Consider the following 19,795-nt stretch of genomic DNA (forward strand, 5'->3'; position numbering starts at 1 on the left):
TTTATGCGTTTCTGGTATTAGTCCTCAAAACGTTGGAATACCAACGTAGAGTTGGTGCCACCAAAGCCGAAGCTGTTTGACATAACGCGATCTAATTTCACATTGTCTTTGCGTGTAGTGACGACCGGCATGCCTTGTGCTGCTTCATCGAGTTCGTCGATATTAGCAGAGGCGCAGATGAAGTCATTTTCCATCATCAGAAGGCTGTAAATAGCTTCCTGAACGCCGGTAGCGCCAAGGGAGTGTCCAGTTAATGATTTGGTCGAGCTGACAGGAGGCATCTCGTCGCCGAAGGTGTTCTTCATTGCTTTGAGTTCCTGAATGTCACCAGCAGGCGTTGAAGTGCCATGAGAGTTGATATAATCAATAGATCCATCGACTGTGCTCATTGCTTGCTGCATGCAGCGCATAGCGCCTTCGCCTGAAGGTGCGACCATGTCGTAGCCGTCAGATGTCGCGCCGTAGCCAACGAGTTCTCCGTAAATTTTGGCACCGCGTGCTTTGGCATGTTCAAGTTCTTCTATTACTAGCATGCCCGCGCCACCGGCAATGACAAACCCATCACGATTGGCATCATATGCGCGTGAGGCTTTTTCAGGTGTCTCATTATATTTGCTAGATAGCGCGCCCATGGCGTCAAACATTACTGTTAGTGACCAGTGCAGCTCTTCACCACCGCCAGCAAACACAACATCTTGTTTGCCTAGCTGAATCTGCTCCATTGCATTGCCGATACAATGTGCGCTAGTGGCGCAGGCAGAGGTGATTGAGTAATTAATGCCTTTGATCTTGAATGGTGTGGCAAGGCAAGCTGAGACTGTGCTGCCCATGGTGCGGGTCACGCGATAAGGACCAACGCGACGTACGCCTTTGCTGCGCAAAATATCCGCACTTTCAACGATGTCTGCTGATGACGCGCCACCTGAGCCAGCGATTAAGCCGGTACGCACGTTAGATACTTGTTCTTCGCTGAGTCCGGCATCTTTGATGGCTTGGTCCATTGCAAGGTATGAATATGCTGCAGCATTACCCATAAAACGACGAAGTTTGCGATCAATTAACGCCTCTAGGTCGATATCAATACTGCCGGCTACATGGCTGCGAAAGCCAAGTTCTTTGTACTCTTCTTGGAATTTGATGCCTGAGCGGCCTTCTTTCAATGAGTCGAGTACGGCTTCTTTATCGTTACCCAGGCAAGATACGATGCCCATTCCTGTTACTACAACGCGTCGCATATGTTGTATCTCCTGTTAAGAGGATCTTCTTCTTATTCGTTAATGGATAGTTCGACCATTACCCGTCTCCAGTTTTCTTGGTATGACGGGTAGGACTTTGTAATGGATTAGAAGTTGTCTGTAGATGTAAACAAGCCTACACGCAGGTCTTTAGCTGTATAGATAACTCGACCATCTACTGAAACAGTTCCGTCTGCAATTCCCATTACTAGTTTGCGCTCAATTACGCGCTTTAGCTCAATGTGGTATGTGACTTTTTTGGCTGTAGGGAGAACTTGTCCCGTGAACTTTACTTCACCTGAACCGAGCGCTCTTCCGCGGCCTTTGTTGCCTCTCCATCCTAGGTAAAAGCCAACAATCTGCCACATTGCATCAAGTCCCAAGCAGCCTGGCATAACCGGGTCGGTTGGAAAGTGGCAATCAAAAAACCAGAGGTCTGGATTGATGTCTAGTTCGGCAATAATTTCGCCTTTGCCAAATTGGCCTCCATCGTCGGAGATGCTAGTGATGCGATCCATCATTAGCATATTACCTACTGGCAGGCGTGCATTGCCAAGGCCAAACATTTCACCGTGCCCGCATTTCAGCAGGTCTTCGCGTTCAAAAGAGGATGCTTTAGTCATGTGGTAACTGTCTATCCCAGAGAAATTGTAGTCAAAATATCAGTTGATTATACCGGTTTGCTGAGCTGTAGGCACGGCCTGAGTCAGGTAAATTAGTTAAAGATGTGGTTTTATTAATAAAAGTGTCGTTTTTTAGGTAGGGAAATGCAGGCAAATTGATGAGTTTGCCTGCATTTCAAGATGACATGATGCTGAATTAGGTATTTCTGTGAACAGCTATGTGAGCCAAAAGAATCAGTGTTTCTTTGAACGATGAGTCTGGTAGTGCAGAGAGTGCATCGATGGCAAGGTCGGCTTGCTTTAGGGCACTTTCTTGAGTGTATTCTATGGCGCCAGAGCTTTTGACGAGTGCCAGTATGGGTTCAAGATCATCAAGTCCGCCTTTGCGGATGGTTTGGCGAATGAGCTGGCGCTCTTCTGCTGTTACAACCTTCATCGCTTGAATCAGAGGGAGTGTGGGTTTCCCTTCTGCTAAGTCATCACCCACATTTTTACCCATCTCTTCAGCGCTGGATAGGTAGTCCATGACGTCATCGATTAGTTGGAAGGCGATGCCTAGATGACGGCCGTAGTCGCGAAGTGCTTCCTGCTGCTCTTTTGGGGCGTTGGCTAATATCGCGCCTACTTCCGTTGCTGCCTCAAAAAGCATGGCCGTTTTACCGATGATAACCTGCATATAGGCTTCTTCAGAGGTGTCTGGGTTGCGGCAATTTAGGAGCTGTAGAACTTCGCCTTCAGCGATAACATTGGTGGCGTTAGATATCACTTTCATAATATCCATGTCGCCAATTTCGACCATTATCTGGAAGGCGCGTGAATAAAGGAAGTCGCCTACTAAAACGCTGGGTGCATTGCCCCATTTCGCGTTGGCAGTGTCTTTTCCTCGGCGCAGGTCTGAATTATCAACGACGTCATCGTGTAGTAGTGTTGCTGTATGGATGAATTCGATCACGGCAGAAAGAGAAATATGATGCTTGCCGTTGTAGTTACAGGCATTGGCCGCAAGTAGAACTAGTAGAGGTCGTAGGCGTTTTCCACCGCTTTCGACAATATAATGGCCAATCTTTTCGACCAATGGTACGTTTGAACCTAAATGATTGATTATATAGTCATTTACGGACTCGAATTGTGGTTCTATGGCTGGATTTAACTGGTGTGGTTGCATGCGACAACTTTATAGTATTGATATGGACATTAGCGCGCATGCTAGGTGTTGATGAGCAGAGTGTCAAGATTTGACGGTGTTACCAGTAAATTGCTTGAGTTATTAGCCTGATTGCTTTAAAATCTCGCGCCCTGAGCTTATCCAACTTAGCTCCCTACCATATGGGTTCGCCATTAGAAGTAGGTTTCGTTTTAGTAGCCGGATAAGCGTAAATTGGAGAAAGAAATGTTTGCAGTAATCGTAAGCGGTGGAAAGCAATACCGAGTACAAGAAGGACATACCCTTAAGCTGGAGAAACTAACAGCTGAAGCAGGTTCTAGTATTGAATTTGATCGTGTTTTGATGGTGGGTAATGGCGATGACGTTAAGGTTGGCTTGCCAACTGTCGAAGGCGCTAAAGTTACTGCTGAAGTGATCGGAAATGGTCGTGGCGCTAAAGTGTCAATTATCAAATTCCGTCGTCGTAAGCACAGCATGACTCGTCAGGGCCACCGTCAGTGGTTTACTGAAGTAAAAATCACTGGAATCAGCGCATAAGCTGAGTTGTCGGGAGATAGAAAATGGCTCATAAGAAAGCGGGTGGTTCTACTCGAAATGGTCGCGACTCACAATCGAAACGTTTAGGTGTTAAGCGTTTTGGTGGTCAGGTTGTGATCGCAGGTAACATTATTGTTCGTCAGCGCGGTACGCATTTTCATGCAGGTACTGATGTAGGCATCGGAAAAGATCACACTTTGTTTGCTAAAACAGATGGCGTGGTTAAATTCGAAGTTAAAGGCGCAAAAAACCGTAAATACGTCAGCATCGTCCCAGCGTAAAAACTGGCTTTTTTGCTGAAAAAAGCTCCGCTGTGCGGGGCTTTTTTTGTTTATGAGCAGTCCTCGCGCTATGCTAAGGCGGAGTTGTTCTTGGGAGATAGAAGATGAAGTTTGTAGATGAAGCGACGATTACTGTAGAAGCGGGTAAGGGTGGTAATGGCTGCCTGAGCTTTCGTCGCGAAAAGTATGTACCCAAGGGCGGTCCTGATGGCGGTGATGGCGGTGATGGCGGCTCTATCTATATGGAAGCCGATGCTGGGCTAAATACACTGGTTGATTTTCGTTTTACGCGCGTACATAAAGCGCAAACGGGCCAGTCAGGAATGGGTAGAAACTGCTCGGGCAATAAAGGTAATGACTTGGTGCTGAAAGTGCCGGTTGGTACCACGGTTATCGATATAGACACCAATGAAGTGCTTGCTGATCTGACCGAGATTGGTCAGGTAGAGAAGATTGCTCAAGGCGGATTTCATGGTTTGGGTAATACGCGCTATAAAAGTAGTGTAAACCGTGCCCCGAGACAGACCAGTAATGGTAGTGCTGGAGAATTTCGTAACATTAAGCTTGAGCTGAAAGTGCTGGCTGATGTTGGTTTGTTAGGTTTGCCAAATGCGGGTAAGTCCACTTTTGTTCGTGCTGTATCGGCGGCGACGCCTAAGGTGGCTGATTATCCTTTTACAACCTTAGTGCCAAGCTTAGGTGTTGTGAGGACAGAGCGTAATCGTAGTTTTGTTGTGGCGGATATTCCTGGAATTATCGAAGGGGCTGCTGAAGGAGCCGGTTTAGGGATTCGTTTTCTTAAGCATTTGGCACGAAATCGTGTGTTGTTGCATATTGTTGATATGGCTCCGTGGGATGAGCAAACCCCTGCCGAGTCTGCAAAAGTAGTCGTTGATGAGCTTGCTAAATTTAGTCCTACGTTGGCTGATCAGCCGCGCTGGTTGGTATTGAATAAGTTGGATTTGGTGCCCGCTGAAGAGCATGAAGAGCGTTGTCAGTCGGTTATTGATGCGTTGGGCTGGGAAGGGCCTGTTTATCGTATATCGGCGATTGATAAGGGTGGTGTTAAGCCGCTGATAATGGATCTACAGAATTTCCTTGATGAGCGTGCCGCAGCTTTTCTTGCTGAGCCAGAGTTGCAGCAAGAGGAAGATGAGGTTCGTGCATTGGTTGATGCTGAAGCGCGTCTGCATATTGAGCGGCTGCGTCAGTCTATGCGTAAGAAGCGTGAGGCTGATCAGGATCTTGATATCGACGATGATGACTTTGACGATGATGATTATGATGTTGATGTGGAATATGTTCGCTGAATTTAGCGCGAAGAGGTAGTTGTGACGGTAAGTCGAGAGAAGTTGCAAAAAGCGCGGCGCTGGGTTGTTAAGATCGGCAGCGCGTTGTTGACTAATGATGGGCAGGGGTTGGATGAGGCGGCTATTAGTCGCTGGGTAGACCAGTTGGCGGCCTTAAAGCAGCAGGGTGTTGAGATTGTTCTGGTCTCATCAGGCGCTGTGGCTGAAGGAATGACGCGGCTTGGTTGGAGTGTTCGGCCCAAAGAGCTTAATCGCTTGCAGGCTGCTGCGGCTGTAGGGCAGATGGGGTTGGTGCAGGCGTATGAAGCAAATTTTCAGCGCCATGGTACGCATACCGCTCAAATTTTGCTGACTCATGACGATCTAACTAATCGAAATCGCTATTTAAATGCTCGCGCAGCTCTTAAAACTTTGCTTGAGATGGGTGTCGTACCAGTCGTGAATGAAAATGACACTGTTGTGACTGATGAGATTAGGTTTGGTGATAATGACACCTTGGCTGCATTGGTTGCGAATTTGATTGAAGCTGATGGTGTTGTTTTGTTGACGGATCAGCATGGATTATATACGGCCGATCCTCGCTCAAACTCGCAGGCTGAGCTGATTTCGCAGGCGCGTGCTGAAGATGAATCTTTAGTTGCGGTTGCTGGTAGTGGTGGGAAATTGGGTCGGGGTGGTATGGCGACTAAGGTGAGAGCTGCGAAGCTTGCTGCTCGCTCTGGTGCGATAACGCTGATTGCTAGTGGGCGTGAAGAAGATGTGTTGTTGCGCCTGAAGCAGGGAGAGGTGCTGGGTACGCTCTTGGTGCCTGATCGTAACCCTATGGCGGCGAGAAAGCAGTGGTTGGCCGGGCATCTGCAAGCAAGAGGTACCTTAGTGCTTGATGCGGGCGCTGTGCTGGCTTTAACTGAGCGAGGTAAAAGTTTATTGCCTGCTGGCGTTAAAGGGCTCTCAGGTGAGTTTACGCGTGGAGAGATGGTGCTGATTGCTGATGAATCAGGGCGAATCGTTGCGCGAGGTTTGGTGAACTATGGGGCAGAGGATGCTCGTAAAATAGTAGGTAGGCCTAGTTCGATGATCTCAGCTGTGCTGGGCTATATTAGTGAAGAGGAGTTGGTGCATAGGGATAACTTGGTGCTGGCTTGATTTTTATTGGTGTTGTAAAAAATAGATATAAAAAAACCGGCAAAAGCCGGTTTTTTTAAAGCAGTGCTAATTAAGCCATTGCTTTGATGCGTGCATTCATACGACTTTTACTGCGAGCAATTTTGTTTTTCTCAAAAATGCCTTTGTTCACAGAAGAGTCCATGAGGGGCTGTGCAACTTTTAATGCTTCGTTTGCAGCAGCTTTGTCGCCGCTAGCAATAGCAGCAACAACTTTTTTGATGTACGTTCGAACCATGGAGCGGAGGCTAGCGTTATGCTGACGACGTTTCTCCGACTGGCGAGCGCGTTTACGGGATCCTGCGGAGTTAGCCACAATCCGGCTCCTTCAAGTTGGGTTAGTATCTATCCGGTGAATTCACCAGAATTTGAGACGCAAGATTATTCATATTTCTGAGCCTGCTGTCAATAAAAACAAGCAAGTTTATTATAAAATCGATAAGATGCGTGCCGTATAAGGTATCACGTAAAGGAAGTGTTGTGGGTAAAGGGGTTGTAGAAGATACGAAACGCCGTGGTGGGTTACTGCGTTCAAGCGGCATCGTAGGCATTATGACCATGCTTTCTCGCGTGTTGGGGCTGGTTAGAGATGTTGTCATTGCTAACTATTTTGGGGCTAGTGGAAGCGCCGATGCTTTTTTTGTGGCATTTAAGATTCCTAACTTCCTGAGACGTTTATTTGCTGAAGGTGCTTTTTCGCAAGCGTTTGTTCCTGTGTTATCGGAATACCAAACTCAGAAAGATCATGACGAAGTAAAGCGCTTAGTCGATAGAGTGGCCGGTACGCTAGGTCTTATACTGCTGGCAATTACTGTTGTAGCCGTCTTGGCTGCGCCAGTGTTGACTGCGGTGTTTGCTCCAGGTTTTTATATGGATCATGCGCACAAGTTTGATCTTGCATCTGAAATGCTGCGAATTACATTTCCCTATTTGTTACTTATATCCTTAACGGCCTTTGCTGGTGCTATTTTAAATACCTATGGCCGATTTGCTGTTCCTGCGTTCACGCCTGTGTTGTTAAATGTCTGCTTGATAGGCTCTGCCATTTTTCTGAGTCCTTTGTTTGATGAGCCCATTGTTGCGCTTGCATGGGGTGTGTTAATTGCAGGTGTGGTGCAGCTGATTTTTCAATTTCCTTTTTTGATGCATTTGAAACTGTTACCCAAGCCTGTGTTCGGTTGGCAGGATGAGGGTGTTCAGCGCATCCTTAAATTAATGATTCCGGCATTATTTGGTGTCTCTGTTGCTCAAATCAATTTGCTGCTTGATACCGTACTAGCTTCTTTCTTGCAAACCGGTAGTGTTTCTTGGTTGTATTACTCGGATCGCTTAACTGAGTTGCCATTGGGTGTGTTCGGTATAGCCATATCTACCGTTATTTTACCCAGCCTTGCACGTAAGCATGCGAGTCGTTCTTCGCAAGAGTTTGCTCATACCTTGGATTGGGCGGTGCGGATGATTTTGCTGATTGCGTTGCCGTCTGCGCTCGCACTTATTCTTTTGGCTGAACCGCTGATCATTACTTTGTTCAAATATGGCGCATTGACCGAAAGGGATGTGGTTATGTCTGCGATGAGTTTGCAGGCTTATGCCTGTGGGTTGTTAGCATTTATGTTAATTAAGGTGCTGGCTCCGGGGTATTTCTCGCGCCAGGATATGAAAACACCGGTGAAAATTGCCGTTCAAGCAATGGTTGCCAATATGGTGTTTAACTTATTGCTTATTTGGCACTTTCAGCATGTGGGGTTGGCGATTGCGACGGCGCTATCCGCTTTTTTGAATGCTGCTATGTTGTTAAGAGGTTTGATACGCGAAAAGGTTTTTGTGTGGCAGCCTGGATGGGGCGTGTTGTTGGTAAGGTTATTTTTAGCTCTGGCTGTTTTGTTTGCTGTCATAACGTGGCTTAGTCCTACTGTGGATGTGTGGATGGGTGCTGATGTGTGGCTACGTGTTAAGCATATGTTGCTTGTGGTGGTTGCCGGAGCCGCCTCATATTTTACTGTATTAGTGCTTACGGGACTTAGATTGCGTCATATTCGAGCCTAATTCGAATTTGCGGTACTCGTTGTATACTAAGTGAGCTATAATTCTGCGTTTTTATTGGGGTTGTATTAAATTCGATGGAATTGATTCGCGGGCTGCATAACTTACGTCAAAAACACCGTGGATGTGTGGCTACTATCGGTAACTTTGATAGTGTCCACCTTGGGCACGTACGTGTATTGGAGCAAGTGAAAGCCAAAGCTCGAGAACTGGGGTTGCCGACTACCGTTATTATTTTTGAACCACAGCCCAGAGAATTCTTTGGCGGTGAAAGCGTTCCATCACGATTGACCCGCTTTGGCGAAAAAGTGCGCTTGTTGCGAGCTCAGGGCATTGATCGGGTGTTATGCCTAGCTTTTAATGCGCAGCTGCAAAAAATGACAGCGGCTGAGTTTGTAGAAAATTTGCTACTTAAAGGCCTTGAAGTGAAGCACTTTGTTGTAGGTGATGACTTCAGATTTGGCTGTGATCGCGCTGGCGATTATCAGATGTTGGAAGCTGTGGGTCAACAATATGGCTTTAGCGTTGTTAATACAGATACCTTTACGATTGCAGGTGAGCGTGTCAGCAGCACACGTGTTAGAAAAGTATTAGAGCAAAACGATTTTGATTTGGCTGAGCGCTTGCTAGGTCGGCGTTATCGTATAGCCGGGCGGGTTATGCATGGCCAGAAGCTAGGTCGTCAGTTAGGTGTGCCCACTGCAAACATTCGCATGCATCGATTTATTGCGCCGTTGCGAGGTGTTTATGCCGTTACTATGTATCGTGAGGAGCAGATGTTGGGACAGGGTGTATGCAATATAGGTATGCGCCCAACCGTTAATGGCACTCAGCCAGTTTTAGAGGTTCATCTACTTGACTTTGATGAAGACCTTTATGGACAGCTACTCAGTGTAGAGTTTGAAACTTTCCTGAGAAAAGAACAGAAATTTGACGGGCTAGAACAGCTTCGCAAACAAATCTTTAATGATATAGAGGTTGCGCAAACTTACTTTGCCCAACCTAAATGATCTGGAATAAATGTGATGACCGACTATAAAGCGACATTGAACCTGCCGGATACTGAATTTCCAATGCGTGGAAATCTGGCTAAGCGCGAACCCGATATGCTGAAAAAATGGCAAGATATGGGCTTATATCAGCGAATTCGTGAAATCAATGCAGGTCGTCCCAAGTTTATTCTGCATGATGGCCCTCCATACGCTAACGGCAATATTCATCTTGGCCATGCAGTAAACAAAGTACTGAAAGATATTATTATTAAGTCCAAAACATTGGATGGCTTTGATGCGCCATACGTGCCTGGTTGGGATTGTCACGGCTTGCCAATCGAGCACAAAGTAGAGGTTACCCACGGTAAAAACATGGGCGCAGACAAAACGCGTGAGCTATGTCGCAGTTATGCTCATGAGCAGATTGAAGGCCAGAAAGACGACTTTATTCGTTTGGGTGTGTTTGGCGATTGGGCAAATCCATATAAAACTATGGATTTTGCTAGTGAGGCGGGTGAAATTCGCGCATTAGGAAAAATGGTTGAAGGCGGTTACGTTTTCAAAGGCTTGAAGCCGGTTAACTGGTGTTTTGATTGTGGTTCGGCATTGGCTGAGGCTGAAGTTGAATATGCAGACAAAAAGTCTTCTGCAATTGATGTTGCCTTTGAATGTAAAGATAGTGAAAAATTGGCTACTGCTTTTGGGTTAGCCGCTTTAGATAAGCCTGCTTTTTCAGTTATCTGGACAACAACGCCGTGGACTATTCCTGCTAACCAAGCGATGAATGTTCATCCTGAATTTGATTACGCCTTGGTAGATACGGGTGAACGCTACTTATTGCTAGCAGCAGAGCTGGTGGATAGCTGCTTGGAACGTTATGAGTTACAAGGAAATATCGTTGCTAAAACAACGGGCGTAGCGTTAGAGAATATCGCATTTCAGCATCCGCTATATGATCGTGAGTCGCCGATTTATTTGGCTGACTATGTGGCACTCGATGCCGGTACAGGTATTGTGCATTCATCACCCGCTTATGGTGTAGATGACTTTGTCACTTGCCGTAGCTATGGGATGGAGTTTGACCAAATCCTCAGCATTGTTAAGGCAGATGGGGTTTATATTGATGACTTAGCGGACTTCGGTGGCCTGTCAATATGGGATGCTAGCCCTAAGATTGTTGAAAAGTTACGTGAAAATCAGCGTTTGTTAACGCATAAAACTATTACTCACAGCTATATGCATTGCTGGCGCCATAAAACGCCGCTGATCTATCGTGCAACAGCGCAATGGTTTGTTGGTATGGATAAGCAGGCTAACTCTGGTACAACATTACGTGAAAGTGCACTAGAGGCAATTGAACAAACTCAGTTTGTTCCTGCTTGGGGTAAACCTCGCTTACATAGCATGATTGCTAACCGCCCTGATTGGTGTATCTCACGTCAACGTAACTGGGGCGTGCCGATTCCGTTCTTTTTGCATAAAGAGACAGGTGAGCTACATCAGAATACTGTAGCTTTGATGGAGCAAGTTGCATTACGTGTTGAGAAAGAAGGAATTGAAGCTTGGTTTAAGCTAGAAGCTGCTGAACTATTGGGTGATGAAGCTGATCAGTACGAGAAAGTAACAGACACGTTAGACGTATGGTTTGACTCTGGAACAACACACTGGCATGTCATGCGTGGTTCTCACCCTATGGGACATGATCAAGGCCCCCGTGCTGATCTTTACTTGGAAGGCTCGGATCAGCACCGTGGTTGGTTCCACTCATCGCTGTTGACGGGTTGTGCGATTGATGGAAATGCACCTTATAAAGAACTTCTCACGCACGGTTTTACCGTAGATGAGAAGGGTTACAAGATGTCTAAGTCTTTAGGTAATACGGTTGCTCCGCAAGAAGTTACGGGTACATTGGGTGCTGATATTTTACGCCTATGGGTCGCTTCCACTGATTATTCAGGTGAAATGGCAGTCTCTAAGCAGATTCTGCAGCGTACTGCGGATTCATATCGCCGAATTCGTAATACATCGCGTTTCTTGTTAGCTAACCTCAATGGTTTTGACCCGGTTACTGATCTAGTAGCACCTAAGGATATGTTGGCACTGGATCGTTGGGCTGTGGATGCTACGGCGCGTTTGCAGGAGAAAGTGAAAGAGTCTTATGCGAGCTATCGTTTCTTAGATGTTTATCAGCAAGTGCATCACTTCTGTGTACAGGAGTTGGGTGGCTTTTATCTAGATATCATTAAGGATCGCCAGTACACCACTAAAGCGGATAGCTTAGTACGACACTCTTGCCAGACGGCGTTGTACCATATTGCGCAGGCGATCACACGTTGGATTGCGCCTATCCTTAGCTTTACGGCTGAAGAGATCTATGCAGCCTTACCAGGTAAAGATAAGAGCGAAAGTATCTTCCTCGAAACCTGGTATGAAGGTTTGTTTGAGCTTGATGCAGAGGTCGCTTTTGACCGTGAGTATTGGGCGCGTATTTTTGAAGTTAAAAGCGCCGTGAATAAGGTGCTAGAAGAAGCGCGTAATGAAAAGTTAGTGAAAGCTTCTTTATCTACCGAAGCAACACTGTATGTGAATGACAGTATTATGACTGATCTCGAGCGTTTAGGAACAGAGTTACGCTTTGTATTGATTACCTCTGAAGCCGCTTTGAAACCGCTTAGCGAAGCAGGGGATGCGCGTGATACAGAGCTAGAAGGTATGAAAGTGGCATTAAAAGCATCTGAGCATGTTAAATGCGAGCGTTGCTGGCATCATCGTGAAGATGTGGGCGCTAATGCAGAGCATCCTGAACTTTGTACCCGTTGCGTTGATAATGTTTATGGTGAGGGTGAAGCACGACAGTTTGCTTAAAATATAATGACAGAATTGCAGAAGGGAAAAAGCTTGGGCTCGTTAAAGTGGTTGTGGCTAACGGTATTTGTGTTAGCTGCAGACCTGCTTAGTAAAAACTTTGCCCAAGAATGGTTGGATTATGGTGTCCCTGTGGCACTGTTTTCTGGCTTGGATATGACTCTGCTTTACAACCGAGGCGCGGCTTTTAGCTTTTTATCAGATGCCAGTGGCTGGCAGCGCTGGCTGTTTGTTGTGATTGCGGTGGTAATCAGTATTGTTTTGATAGTATGGCTAAAACGTACTGAAACGCGCCAGTGGTGGCTGGGTATGGGGCTTGCTCTGATTCTTGGAGGCGCTTTAGGTAATTTACATGACCGGATTCTTCTGGGTTACGTTGTAGATTTCATCTCTGTCTATTATCAATCCTACTTTTTTCCTGCGTTTAATCTGGCAGACAGCGCTATCACGCTCGGCGCCGCTATTATGATTATTGATATGCTATTTCTGGAAAAGCAAAACGATGATGCTGATGATCTTCAACAACATAAGAGCCGGAGAAAGGCATGAGTGAGCAAATCATAGGCCCTGAGAAAACAATCACACTACATTTTGAGATCCGTTTACAAAATGGTGATGTAGTCGACAGTAATTTTGCTAACCAACCCGCTACCTTTACTGTGGGTGATGGCAATATGCTAGCAGGGTTTGAAGCAGCTATATTTGGTTTGAAAGTAGGTGATCGTCAAATATTTAAGATCACGCCTGAGCATGGGTTTGGTATGCCAAACCCAAGTAATATTCAAAAAGTGGGGCGTGAAAGCTTTTCTGGTATTGAATTAGAGACAGGCTTGGTGATTGGTTTTCAAGATGCGAGCGGTGAGCTACCAGGTGTTGTTGTTTCATTTGATGATATAAATGTAGAAGTGGATTTCAATCACCCGCTAGCCGGAAAAGACTTGGAGTTTGAAGTAAAAATATTAGATGTAGCTGCATAACTGCTCCTCATTATGGAAGGATGTCTAACAATCAATGTTGCTCCTTCCTCTTCCCTGCTAGTTTCTTTTTCGTACTTCCGCTGTTGCTACTTTAGCTATAAAAATGGCCACTTCTATTTTTTGACCTATACTCATAATACGAAGTGTTTAGATTTTGTACAGCAGATAAATTTTTACAATAGTTGAGTTCAATCTTCATGGACAGAAGATCAATCAATGGGAAGGGATGACAATGGCCACACGCGAATAACTAAACAGAAAATATGAAGCGAAATTTAGGTTTTACACTAATTGAATTGATGGTGACATTGGCAGTGCTAGTGATATTAATTACTGTCGCCATCCCTGGTTTTACAAACCTGATTCAGAATAGCCGTTCTGCTGCTTTAGCCAATAGTATTGTGATTGCCTTAAATGTTGCTCGAAGTGAGGCTGTAAAAAGGAATGCATTGGTAAATTTATGCCCAGGTAATGATGGAACGGCGTGCCCTGGGAGCTGGACGAATGGTTGGCTTGTGCAGCTAAACACCGGGGCTGCAACTATACAGATATGGGATGCTCCTGATACAGGCGCTGTTATTGCTCAGGTAGGAGGAAATTCTACTATTAGATTTGATGGCAGTGGTCGTATGACATTACCGGCAGCGGCTGTCACTATTAATAGTCGCTACCCTAACTGCACCGGCCAGCAAGCCAGGCAGATACAAATTAGTACTACAGGGCGGGTCAGTGTGACACGAGCCGCTTGTCCATAGAGTGATGTTATGAAATATGCGTATATGCAAAACAGTAATCAATCAGGGTCTACATTGATTGAGGTACTAATAACAGTGCTAGTGCTGTCTATAGGCTTACTTGGAATGGCGACATTGCAGTTTGATGCAGTGAAGTTAAATCACGATGCATTTCTACGCTCACAAGCTGTCAACCTTGCTTACGATATGTCTGATCGTATTAGATCTAACCGCTCGGCAGCAAGAGATGGCGATTACGATACTCAGCCTGCACCAACGGGTATCGACGCCACTGCTGCAGCTGACATAACCGCATGGCAAGCAAATTTAGCAGCTGCTTTACCCACAGGCACAGGAACCATTGCTCGAAACAGTGAAGAGTTTACAGTTCAGGTGTGCTGGGATGAGAGTAGAGGCGGTGGCGCTCCTGCGACCTGCTTTTCATTTGTGACGGGGCTGTGATGATAGCAATTAAAGAGATGAAGAGTTCAAACCAGCAAGCTGGCTTTTCACTGATTGAACTCATGATAGCTATGTTATTGGGGCTGGTTTTGATCGGGGGAGTTATTAGTGTGTTTTTGTCATCCAGTCAAACATATAGACTGCAAGAGGCTATGTTCCGTGTTCAGGAGTCTGGCCGGTTTGCATTAGACATTATGTTGCGTGATCTACGTGATGCGGGATTTCAAGATTTGCTACCAGTTAATAGCAGTCGAGATACCAGTATTACCGCCGTACAAGGGTTTCAGGCAGTCGCTCCTTTACCGGCTAATGTTGTCGCTGGCGTGACGAGTGAGATACTTTCAATACCGGCAAATTCAGCAGGTTCAGGTGGCGGTGTTGTTTACTATGTAGCTCCTGATGCAGGAGGTCAGCGAGCATTGTTTAGAAATGTAAATGCTGTTGTTGAAGGGGTCGAAGATGTTGCTTTCACTTATGGGATAGATACCAACAGTGACAGAGAGCCCGATACTTATTTGGGTGTGGCTGCTGTAGGGGCTGCGCAATGGAGTGATGTGGTGACTGTGCGTATTAGCTTCCTCGTTGCCAGTAATGATGCTGGAGTAGTTGATCAGGTCCAAGCGGCACCAACCCCATTTAATGCCGCGCCTTATACAGTAACTACTACAGATAGACGTTTATATAAGGTCTACACTACAACCGTAGCGCTTCGAAATAAGATGCCTTAATGATGAATAACTCTCAAAGAAGAAACATGCAGAAATTAGCCCCTCATCTGCGTAATCAGAAGGGGGCTGCGCTCATTATCGGCTTGGTGATGATGTTGTTGTTAACTGTTATTGGGTTAAGTGCAATGCAAGGTACAGCGATGCAGGAAAAAATGAGCGGTAATATGCGTGATGCAAATTTGGCGCTCCAGGCAGGCGAAGCCGGAATGCGTTATTTAGAAGAGGGCTTTCTTAAAAGCATAGAAAACTTGGATGTAGGCAAATCATATGGAGGCTGTAGCGCTACTGCTACGCCTCGTTGTCAGGTAATAAACGCTTCAGGAGGTGTCGCTTTACCTGCAAATGACTCGGCTGCTTGGGATGCTCAAGCTATTAGTTATGGTAGTTACAAAGAGTCAGATGGAACAGTAATTGCCCCTCCTACAAGTACTGATATGAATACCTTAGTCGTTTCTAGCCCATTATTAATGGTGGAGTATGTTGTTTATAAAACAGATGCTTACGATGTTGGAGGCGGTGTTGTTGAAGATAGAGGCAGTGCATTGTATAGAAACACAATTAAGGCTTACGGGGGCTCGTTAACTTCGGAGGCTCTTTTGCAAACTATTTTTGCGCGTCGATTTAGATAAAGGAGGGAGTTATGAGCATGCTATTAAAGCCATTATATGGGCTTCAGTTATTTGTGATACTTGGTATGTCCGTAGATGCTATAGCCGCTCCTTGGGCGTTGTCTAACGCTCCTTTACCTGTATCTACAACTGTTAAACCCAATGTTATGTTGTTGGTGGATAACTCAGGTAGCATGGACAATATTATATATGATGCGGATTTCTTCGCTCTGGTTGATCCTACCGACCCGGATAGTGCAGTAATAGATCGCTCTTCACAACAGCAGTGGCAATATTATAATTCAAGCGACAGCTGGTCTAGCGTGTCTAACACGGCTGGTAACTATTATAAGAGCAGTTTCAAGCAAGGGAGCTGTTCCAGTAACTACGACCGATTTAGAAATGCCTCAACAACAAGCATCACGAAATGTTTGAGGCTGCCTGATCCTGTTGGTAGTGGTGACACTCGTTATTCAGGTGAGTATGTCAATTATCTACTTAATCGCTTTGCTAGTGGGTCGGATTTATCAACAGGAGCTGCTGGGAATATTCCTAATGAAACCAGAATGATGGTTGCAAAAGCAGTAGGGGCGGATGTTGTAGATAATACCGCTGGTATGCGCTTTGGTGTTGCTCGTTTTTTTGGACCAAGTGATCATAGTTACGGGCATGGGGCAACAATTGATCAAGTATGTGGTAGTAGTATTAGCAGTATTAAAAGCTCTTTGGCTGGCTACTCTGCTGACACTAACACGCCATTGTCTGAAGCCCTTTATGAAATCACACGCTATTTTCGAGGTTTGAGTAGCTATTACCACTCAAGCACCTCTTATAGCAGTCCTATTCAATACCGTTGCCAGAAAAATTTTACGTTAGCGATAACAGATGGTTTCCCAACACGCGATAGTAATTTCCCTAGTAGTGATCCTGATGTGCCTACAGGAAAAACCTTAACGGATTGGGATGGCTTACACCCAGCTACAGCAAGTAGTGATTACCCTTCATTTCCTCAATATTCAGATGGATATGATTCGAGCGGTACCGGTGAGGGTGCTACTCTATATTTAGATGATATCGCTAAATTTGCTTGGGATACTGATTTTAAAAAAAATGCCAGTGAAAATGACTTATCTGGTGTTGGTTACAACGATGCTGCTTTTCCTGTGCAGAACATGTATACCTATACGGTTGGTTTCGCGACACAAAATCAGATGTTAGAAGATGCGGCTGAATACGGTAATGGGAAATACTACACGGCTTCTAATGCCGCGCAATTATCCACAGTGCTTAAAAATGCACTCGCTGATATTACAAAAAAATCAGGCTCGTCTTCTTCTGCAGCAGCCAGTACTGGTCGAATACAGACGGGTTCTAGTGTCTATCAAGCGCGCTATAACAGTTCAAACTGGTCGGGAGAGTTTCTGTCCTTTGAAATAGACACCGCGGTTGGCCCGACGTATGGGCAAGTAAAAACAACAGGCTCTGCCACAAACGGTGCTGTATTTGATGCGGGCCAAAAAATTCCAGCTTGGAACTCACGTGTTATTGTGACTAATAAAGCTGGTGGTGGAATTCCTTTTAGATGGGCCGGTTTTACTACAGCAGAGAAAGCTAGCTTTTTTAGTAGCGATCAAGCGATGCTACAGTACTTAAGAGGCCGCAATACTAGTGATGCAACTTATGACGTATCTGCCTATCGTGATCGTATAACCAACTTAGGCGACATCGTCCATTCTACTCCGTATTTTGTCGGATCCCCAGCTGCTAGGTATTCTGATTCGTTTGAGTCCGTTGCGTATTCTTCATTTGTTACAACACATAAAAATCGTGCAAATATGCTCTATGTTGGTGCTAACGATGGCATGTTACATGCTTTTGAAGCATCTACGGGTGTTGAGAAAATGGCGTTTGTGCCTGGCTCTTTATTACCAGAATTAAAAGAGTTATCTGATCCTAATTATACCCATCAATATTATGTGGATGGCTCTCCAACGGTTGTTGATGCATTTAACGGTACCGCTTGGAAAACAGTTTTAGTGGGTGGTTTAAATAAAGGCGGTCAGGGTATTTATGCATTAGATATTACTGATCCTTCAGCCTATTTAGAATCAAATGCTGCGTCTTTGTTTATGTGGGAGTTTACAGACCAAGATGATGCTGATTTAGGTTACAGTTTTAGTAGGCCTAAGATAGTCAAGCTTCAAGATGGTAAATGGTATGCAGTGTTTGGTAATGGTTATAACAATACCCAAGCAGATGGCCATGCAAGCAGCAGCGGCGATGCGGTAATTTATATTGTTGATCTTTGGGATAAAACTAATGTGATTAAGCTTTCTACCGGTATTGGTACGAGTGATGATCCGACTAATGCTAGCAGGCCTAATGGCTTTTCGACGCTAACCCCCGTGGATTTAAATAATGACCAAATAGCAGATTATATTTATGGTGGGGATTTGTTCGGTAATGTTTGGAAATTCAATTTGAACGATGTTGATCCTACAAAATGGAAATTGGACTATAAACTTTACACTGCTTGTAGTGCCGACCCCTGTACTAAAACAACTGGAGCGGCTATCAGTAATTCTCAGCCTATCACAACTGCAGTAACCGTTGGTAAGTCGAAAAACGGTATTGGGCAGATGGTTTATTTTGGCACGGGGCAGTATATAGAGGTTACAGATAATAATGGTGCGTTAGGTGGCCGGCAAACTTTTTACGGAATTCATGATACGGGTGCTAATGTTACAGGGCGCGATAAATTGTTGCAGCAAACTATCACAATAGAAGCCTCTGTTAATGTGACGGATAGAAAGGGTACGGTATCAACGGCAGATGATGTGGTAAATAGTTATCCATTACGTGAAACATCTAATAATTACGCGACTACTGCAAAGGAAGGTTGGTACCTTGACATGGTTCCTCCTGCGGGTGAGCGAGGTGAGCGCTTAATTTCTGTCCCAGCGATACGTGGAAAGCGGCTTTTGTTTGTAACAAATATTCCAGCGAATGACCCTTGTTCTCCTGGAGGCGATAGTTGGTTGATGTCCCTTGATGCTTTCACAGGAGGACGCTTGAACCAGACATATGACCTAGATAAAGATGGTAAATTTGGTGCAGGGGATAAAGTTTTTGGCCCTGCTGCTAATCCTGTTGTTGCGTCAGGTATTAAAGTTGGTTCTGGAGGCAATGCGCCAAGCTTTATGCCTGGAGCAGATTCTGATCAAGTTATTATTTCTGGGAATGACCAGTTAGAAACAATGCGGATTGATGAAGGCGATGATGTGAACCGTCAGAGTTGGCAGCAGATTACTCGTTAGGAGAGGTGCTTTGAAAACTACACAACTATTTATTAGTACTGTTTTAGCGTTAGTTATAAGCTTTGTGCCACTGTTTGCACTGGCTAAAGATAAGCTTAAATCTGGTGTTGTATATCAGAGCCAGGGGGTATTACAGGAAGTTGTTACAAAGGGCGCCGGTAGTATTATGATTGATAATGTAATTTACAAAGTGGCCTCACATGCGAAGATAAGAGAGGCGGGTAACCCTACTAAATTGCGTCATTTAGACTTAGGTCTGGATGTGCTGTTTAGCTACAAAAAAGGTAAAAAGGGCGCTCGCAGGCCTGTTGTTACTTCAATTAAGGTCATTATGAAATGAGCCATGTGAAATCAGAACAAAAGGGTGTAACCCTTATAGAACTAATGATTGTTGTAGCGATTATAGGCATACTTACGGCAATTGCTTACCCTAGTTACCAGCAATATATATTAAGCTCATGGCGTGCGACTGCCAGTGGTTGTGTGTTGTCGTTAGCACAAAACATGGAACGTCAGTTTACGACAAATATGACCTATCTGGCTGCCGTTCCTGTTGATGGCTGTACGACAGAAAATGGTATGGCCGCAAGGTATACCATTAGCTTAGCGGCAGCAGCGTCGGCAGCAGCATACACAGTTCAAGCTGTTCCCCAAGGAGCCCAAGCCGCAGATACACAATGTGGCACGTTAAGCATTAGTCAAACTGGAGCACGTGCTGCAACAGGAACAGGGAGTGTACAAGACTGCTGGTAAA

At 45.3% G+C, this 19,795-nt stretch carries 20 protein-coding genes; 16 read left to right on the top strand and 4 right to left on the bottom strand.

The genetic code is table 11. The features are described from left to right. Positions 1-17: 17 nt before the first annotated feature. From fabB to ispB, 3 genes are all read right to left on the bottom strand, one after another. Entirely contained in the window at positions 18-1,235 is a 1,218-nt protein-coding gene (gene fabB / locus G511_RS0115140; protein WP_028470385.1) for a beta-ketoacyl-ACP synthase I, read from the bottom strand. 107 nt (positions 1,236-1,342) lie between these two features. Next, on the bottom strand, positions 1,343-1,858 hold the full coding sequence (gene fabA / locus G511_RS0115145; RefSeq protein ID WP_028470386.1) for a bifunctional 3-hydroxydecanoyl-ACP dehydratase/trans-2-decenoyl-ACP isomerase: 516 nt from the start codon (positions 1,856-1,858) through the stop codon (positions 1,343-1,345). A 196-nt stretch (positions 1,859-2,054) separates the two neighbouring features. Then, positions 2,055-3,023, bottom strand: a complete 969-nt coding sequence (ispB, locus tag G511_RS0115150; RefSeq protein WP_028470387.1) for an octaprenyl diphosphate synthase — start codon at positions 3,021-3,023, stop codon at positions 2,055-2,057. Between the two features lie 225 nt (positions 3,024-3,248). Between ispB and rplU the strand changes: the two genes are divergently transcribed. The 4 genes from rplU (at position 3,249) to proB (ending at position 6,297) form a co-directional block, all read left to right on the top strand. Continuing rightward, positions 3,249-3,560: a 50S ribosomal protein L21 gene (gene rplU / locus G511_RS0115155; RefSeq protein ID WP_028470388.1), complete on the top strand. Its 312-nt coding sequence runs from the start codon at positions 3,249-3,251 to the stop codon at positions 3,558-3,560. 23 nt (positions 3,561-3,583) lie between these two features. Next, on the top strand, positions 3,584-3,841 hold the full coding sequence (rpmA, locus tag G511_RS0115160; RefSeq protein WP_028470389.1) for a 50S ribosomal protein L27: 258 nt from the start codon (positions 3,584-3,586) through the stop codon (positions 3,839-3,841). Positions 3,842-3,945: 104 nt separating this feature from the next. Next, the gene (cgtA, locus tag G511_RS0115165; RefSeq protein WP_028470390.1) at positions 3,946-5,151 is read left to right on the top strand and encodes an Obg family GTPase CgtA; all 1,206 of its coding nucleotides are present in this window, start codon (positions 3,946-3,948) and stop codon (positions 5,149-5,151) included. A gap of 21 nt (positions 5,152-5,172) precedes the next feature. Next, the gene (proB, locus tag G511_RS0115170; protein WP_028470391.1) at positions 5,173-6,297 is read left to right on the top strand and encodes a glutamate 5-kinase; all 1,125 of its coding nucleotides are present in this window, start codon (positions 5,173-5,175) and stop codon (positions 6,295-6,297) included. Positions 6,298-6,367: 70 nt separating this feature from the next. On the opposite strand, the gene rpsT is transcribed toward proB, so the two are convergent. Further along, positions 6,368-6,631, bottom strand: a complete 264-nt coding sequence (rpsT, locus tag G511_RS0115175) for a 30S ribosomal protein S20 (protein WP_028470392.1) — start codon at positions 6,629-6,631, stop codon at positions 6,368-6,370. A gap of 236 nt (positions 6,632-6,867) precedes the next feature. On the opposite strand from rpsT, the gene murJ reads away from it, so the two are divergent. The 12 genes from murJ to G511_RS24855 all read left to right on the top strand — a co-directional run bounded on the left by murJ (position 6,868) and on the right by G511_RS24855 (position 19,794). Beyond that, positions 6,868-8,361: a murein biosynthesis integral membrane protein MurJ gene (gene murJ, locus G511_RS0115180; RefSeq protein ID WP_084629128.1), complete on the top strand. Its 1,494-nt coding sequence runs from the start codon at positions 6,868-6,870 to the stop codon at positions 8,359-8,361. A 74-nt stretch (positions 8,362-8,435) separates the two neighbouring features. Further along, complete coding sequence (gene ribF, locus G511_RS0115185) at positions 8,436-9,368, top strand: bifunctional riboflavin kinase/FAD synthetase (RefSeq protein WP_028470394.1); 933 nt, start codon at positions 8,436-8,438, stop codon at positions 9,366-9,368. Between the two features lie 15 nt (positions 9,369-9,383). Then, positions 9,384-12,215 carry an isoleucine--tRNA ligase gene (ileS, locus tag G511_RS0115190; RefSeq protein WP_028470395.1) on the top strand — a complete coding sequence of 944 codons (2,832 nt, stop codon included), beginning with the start codon at positions 9,384-9,386 and terminating at the stop codon, positions 12,213-12,215. Positions 12,216-12,248: 33 nt separating this feature from the next. Continuing rightward, complete coding sequence (lspA, locus tag G511_RS0115195; RefSeq protein WP_342664801.1) at positions 12,249-12,764, top strand: signal peptidase II; 516 nt, start codon at positions 12,249-12,251, stop codon at positions 12,762-12,764. Beyond that, positions 12,761-13,192, top strand: a complete 432-nt coding sequence (locus tag G511_RS0115200) for an FKBP-type peptidyl-prolyl cis-trans isomerase (RefSeq protein WP_028470397.1) — start codon at positions 12,761-12,763, stop codon at positions 13,190-13,192. Before lspA ends, G511_RS0115200 begins: the two co-directional genes overlap by 4 nt. A gap of 263 nt (positions 13,193-13,455) precedes the next feature. Continuing rightward, on the top strand, positions 13,456-13,947 hold the full coding sequence (locus G511_RS0115205) for a GspH/FimT family pseudopilin (RefSeq protein WP_028470398.1): 492 nt from the start codon (positions 13,456-13,458) through the stop codon (positions 13,945-13,947). Positions 13,948-13,956: 9 nt separating this feature from the next. After that, a complete protein-coding gene (gene pilV, locus G511_RS23070; protein WP_084629125.1) occupies positions 13,957-14,388 on the top strand; it encodes a type IV pilus modification protein PilV in 432 nt (143 codons plus the stop codon). Then, complete coding sequence (locus G511_RS24550) at positions 14,388-15,116, top strand: PilW family protein (protein ID WP_028470399.1); 729 nt, start codon at positions 14,388-14,390, stop codon at positions 15,114-15,116. Before pilV ends, G511_RS24550 begins: the two co-directional genes overlap by 1 nt. Positions 15,117-15,142: 26 nt before the next feature. Next, positions 15,143-15,745 carry a pilus assembly PilX family protein gene (locus G511_RS23950; protein ID WP_084629129.1) on the top strand — a complete coding sequence of 201 codons (603 nt, stop codon included), beginning with the start codon at positions 15,143-15,145 and terminating at the stop codon, positions 15,743-15,745. 11 nt (positions 15,746-15,756) lie between these two features. Then, entirely contained in the window at positions 15,757-19,041 is a 3,285-nt protein-coding gene (locus tag G511_RS0115225) for a pilus assembly protein (RefSeq protein WP_028470401.1), read from the top strand. 10 nt (positions 19,042-19,051) lie between these two features. Next, positions 19,052-19,381 carry a hypothetical protein gene (locus tag G511_RS0115230; RefSeq protein WP_028470402.1) on the top strand — a complete coding sequence of 110 codons (330 nt, stop codon included), beginning with the start codon at positions 19,052-19,054 and terminating at the stop codon, positions 19,379-19,381. Next, positions 19,378-19,794: a type IV pilin protein gene (locus G511_RS24855; RefSeq protein ID WP_036552187.1), complete on the top strand. Its 417-nt coding sequence runs from the start codon at positions 19,378-19,380 to the stop codon at positions 19,792-19,794. The genes G511_RS0115230 and G511_RS24855 overlap by 4 nt, the downstream gene beginning before the upstream one ends. Position 19,795 lies beyond the last annotated feature (1 nt).

This window comes from Neptunomonas japonica DSM 18939 (assembly GCF_000422765.1).
Lineage (GTDB): Bacteria > Pseudomonadota > Gammaproteobacteria > Pseudomonadales > Balneatricaceae > Neptunomonas > Neptunomonas japonica.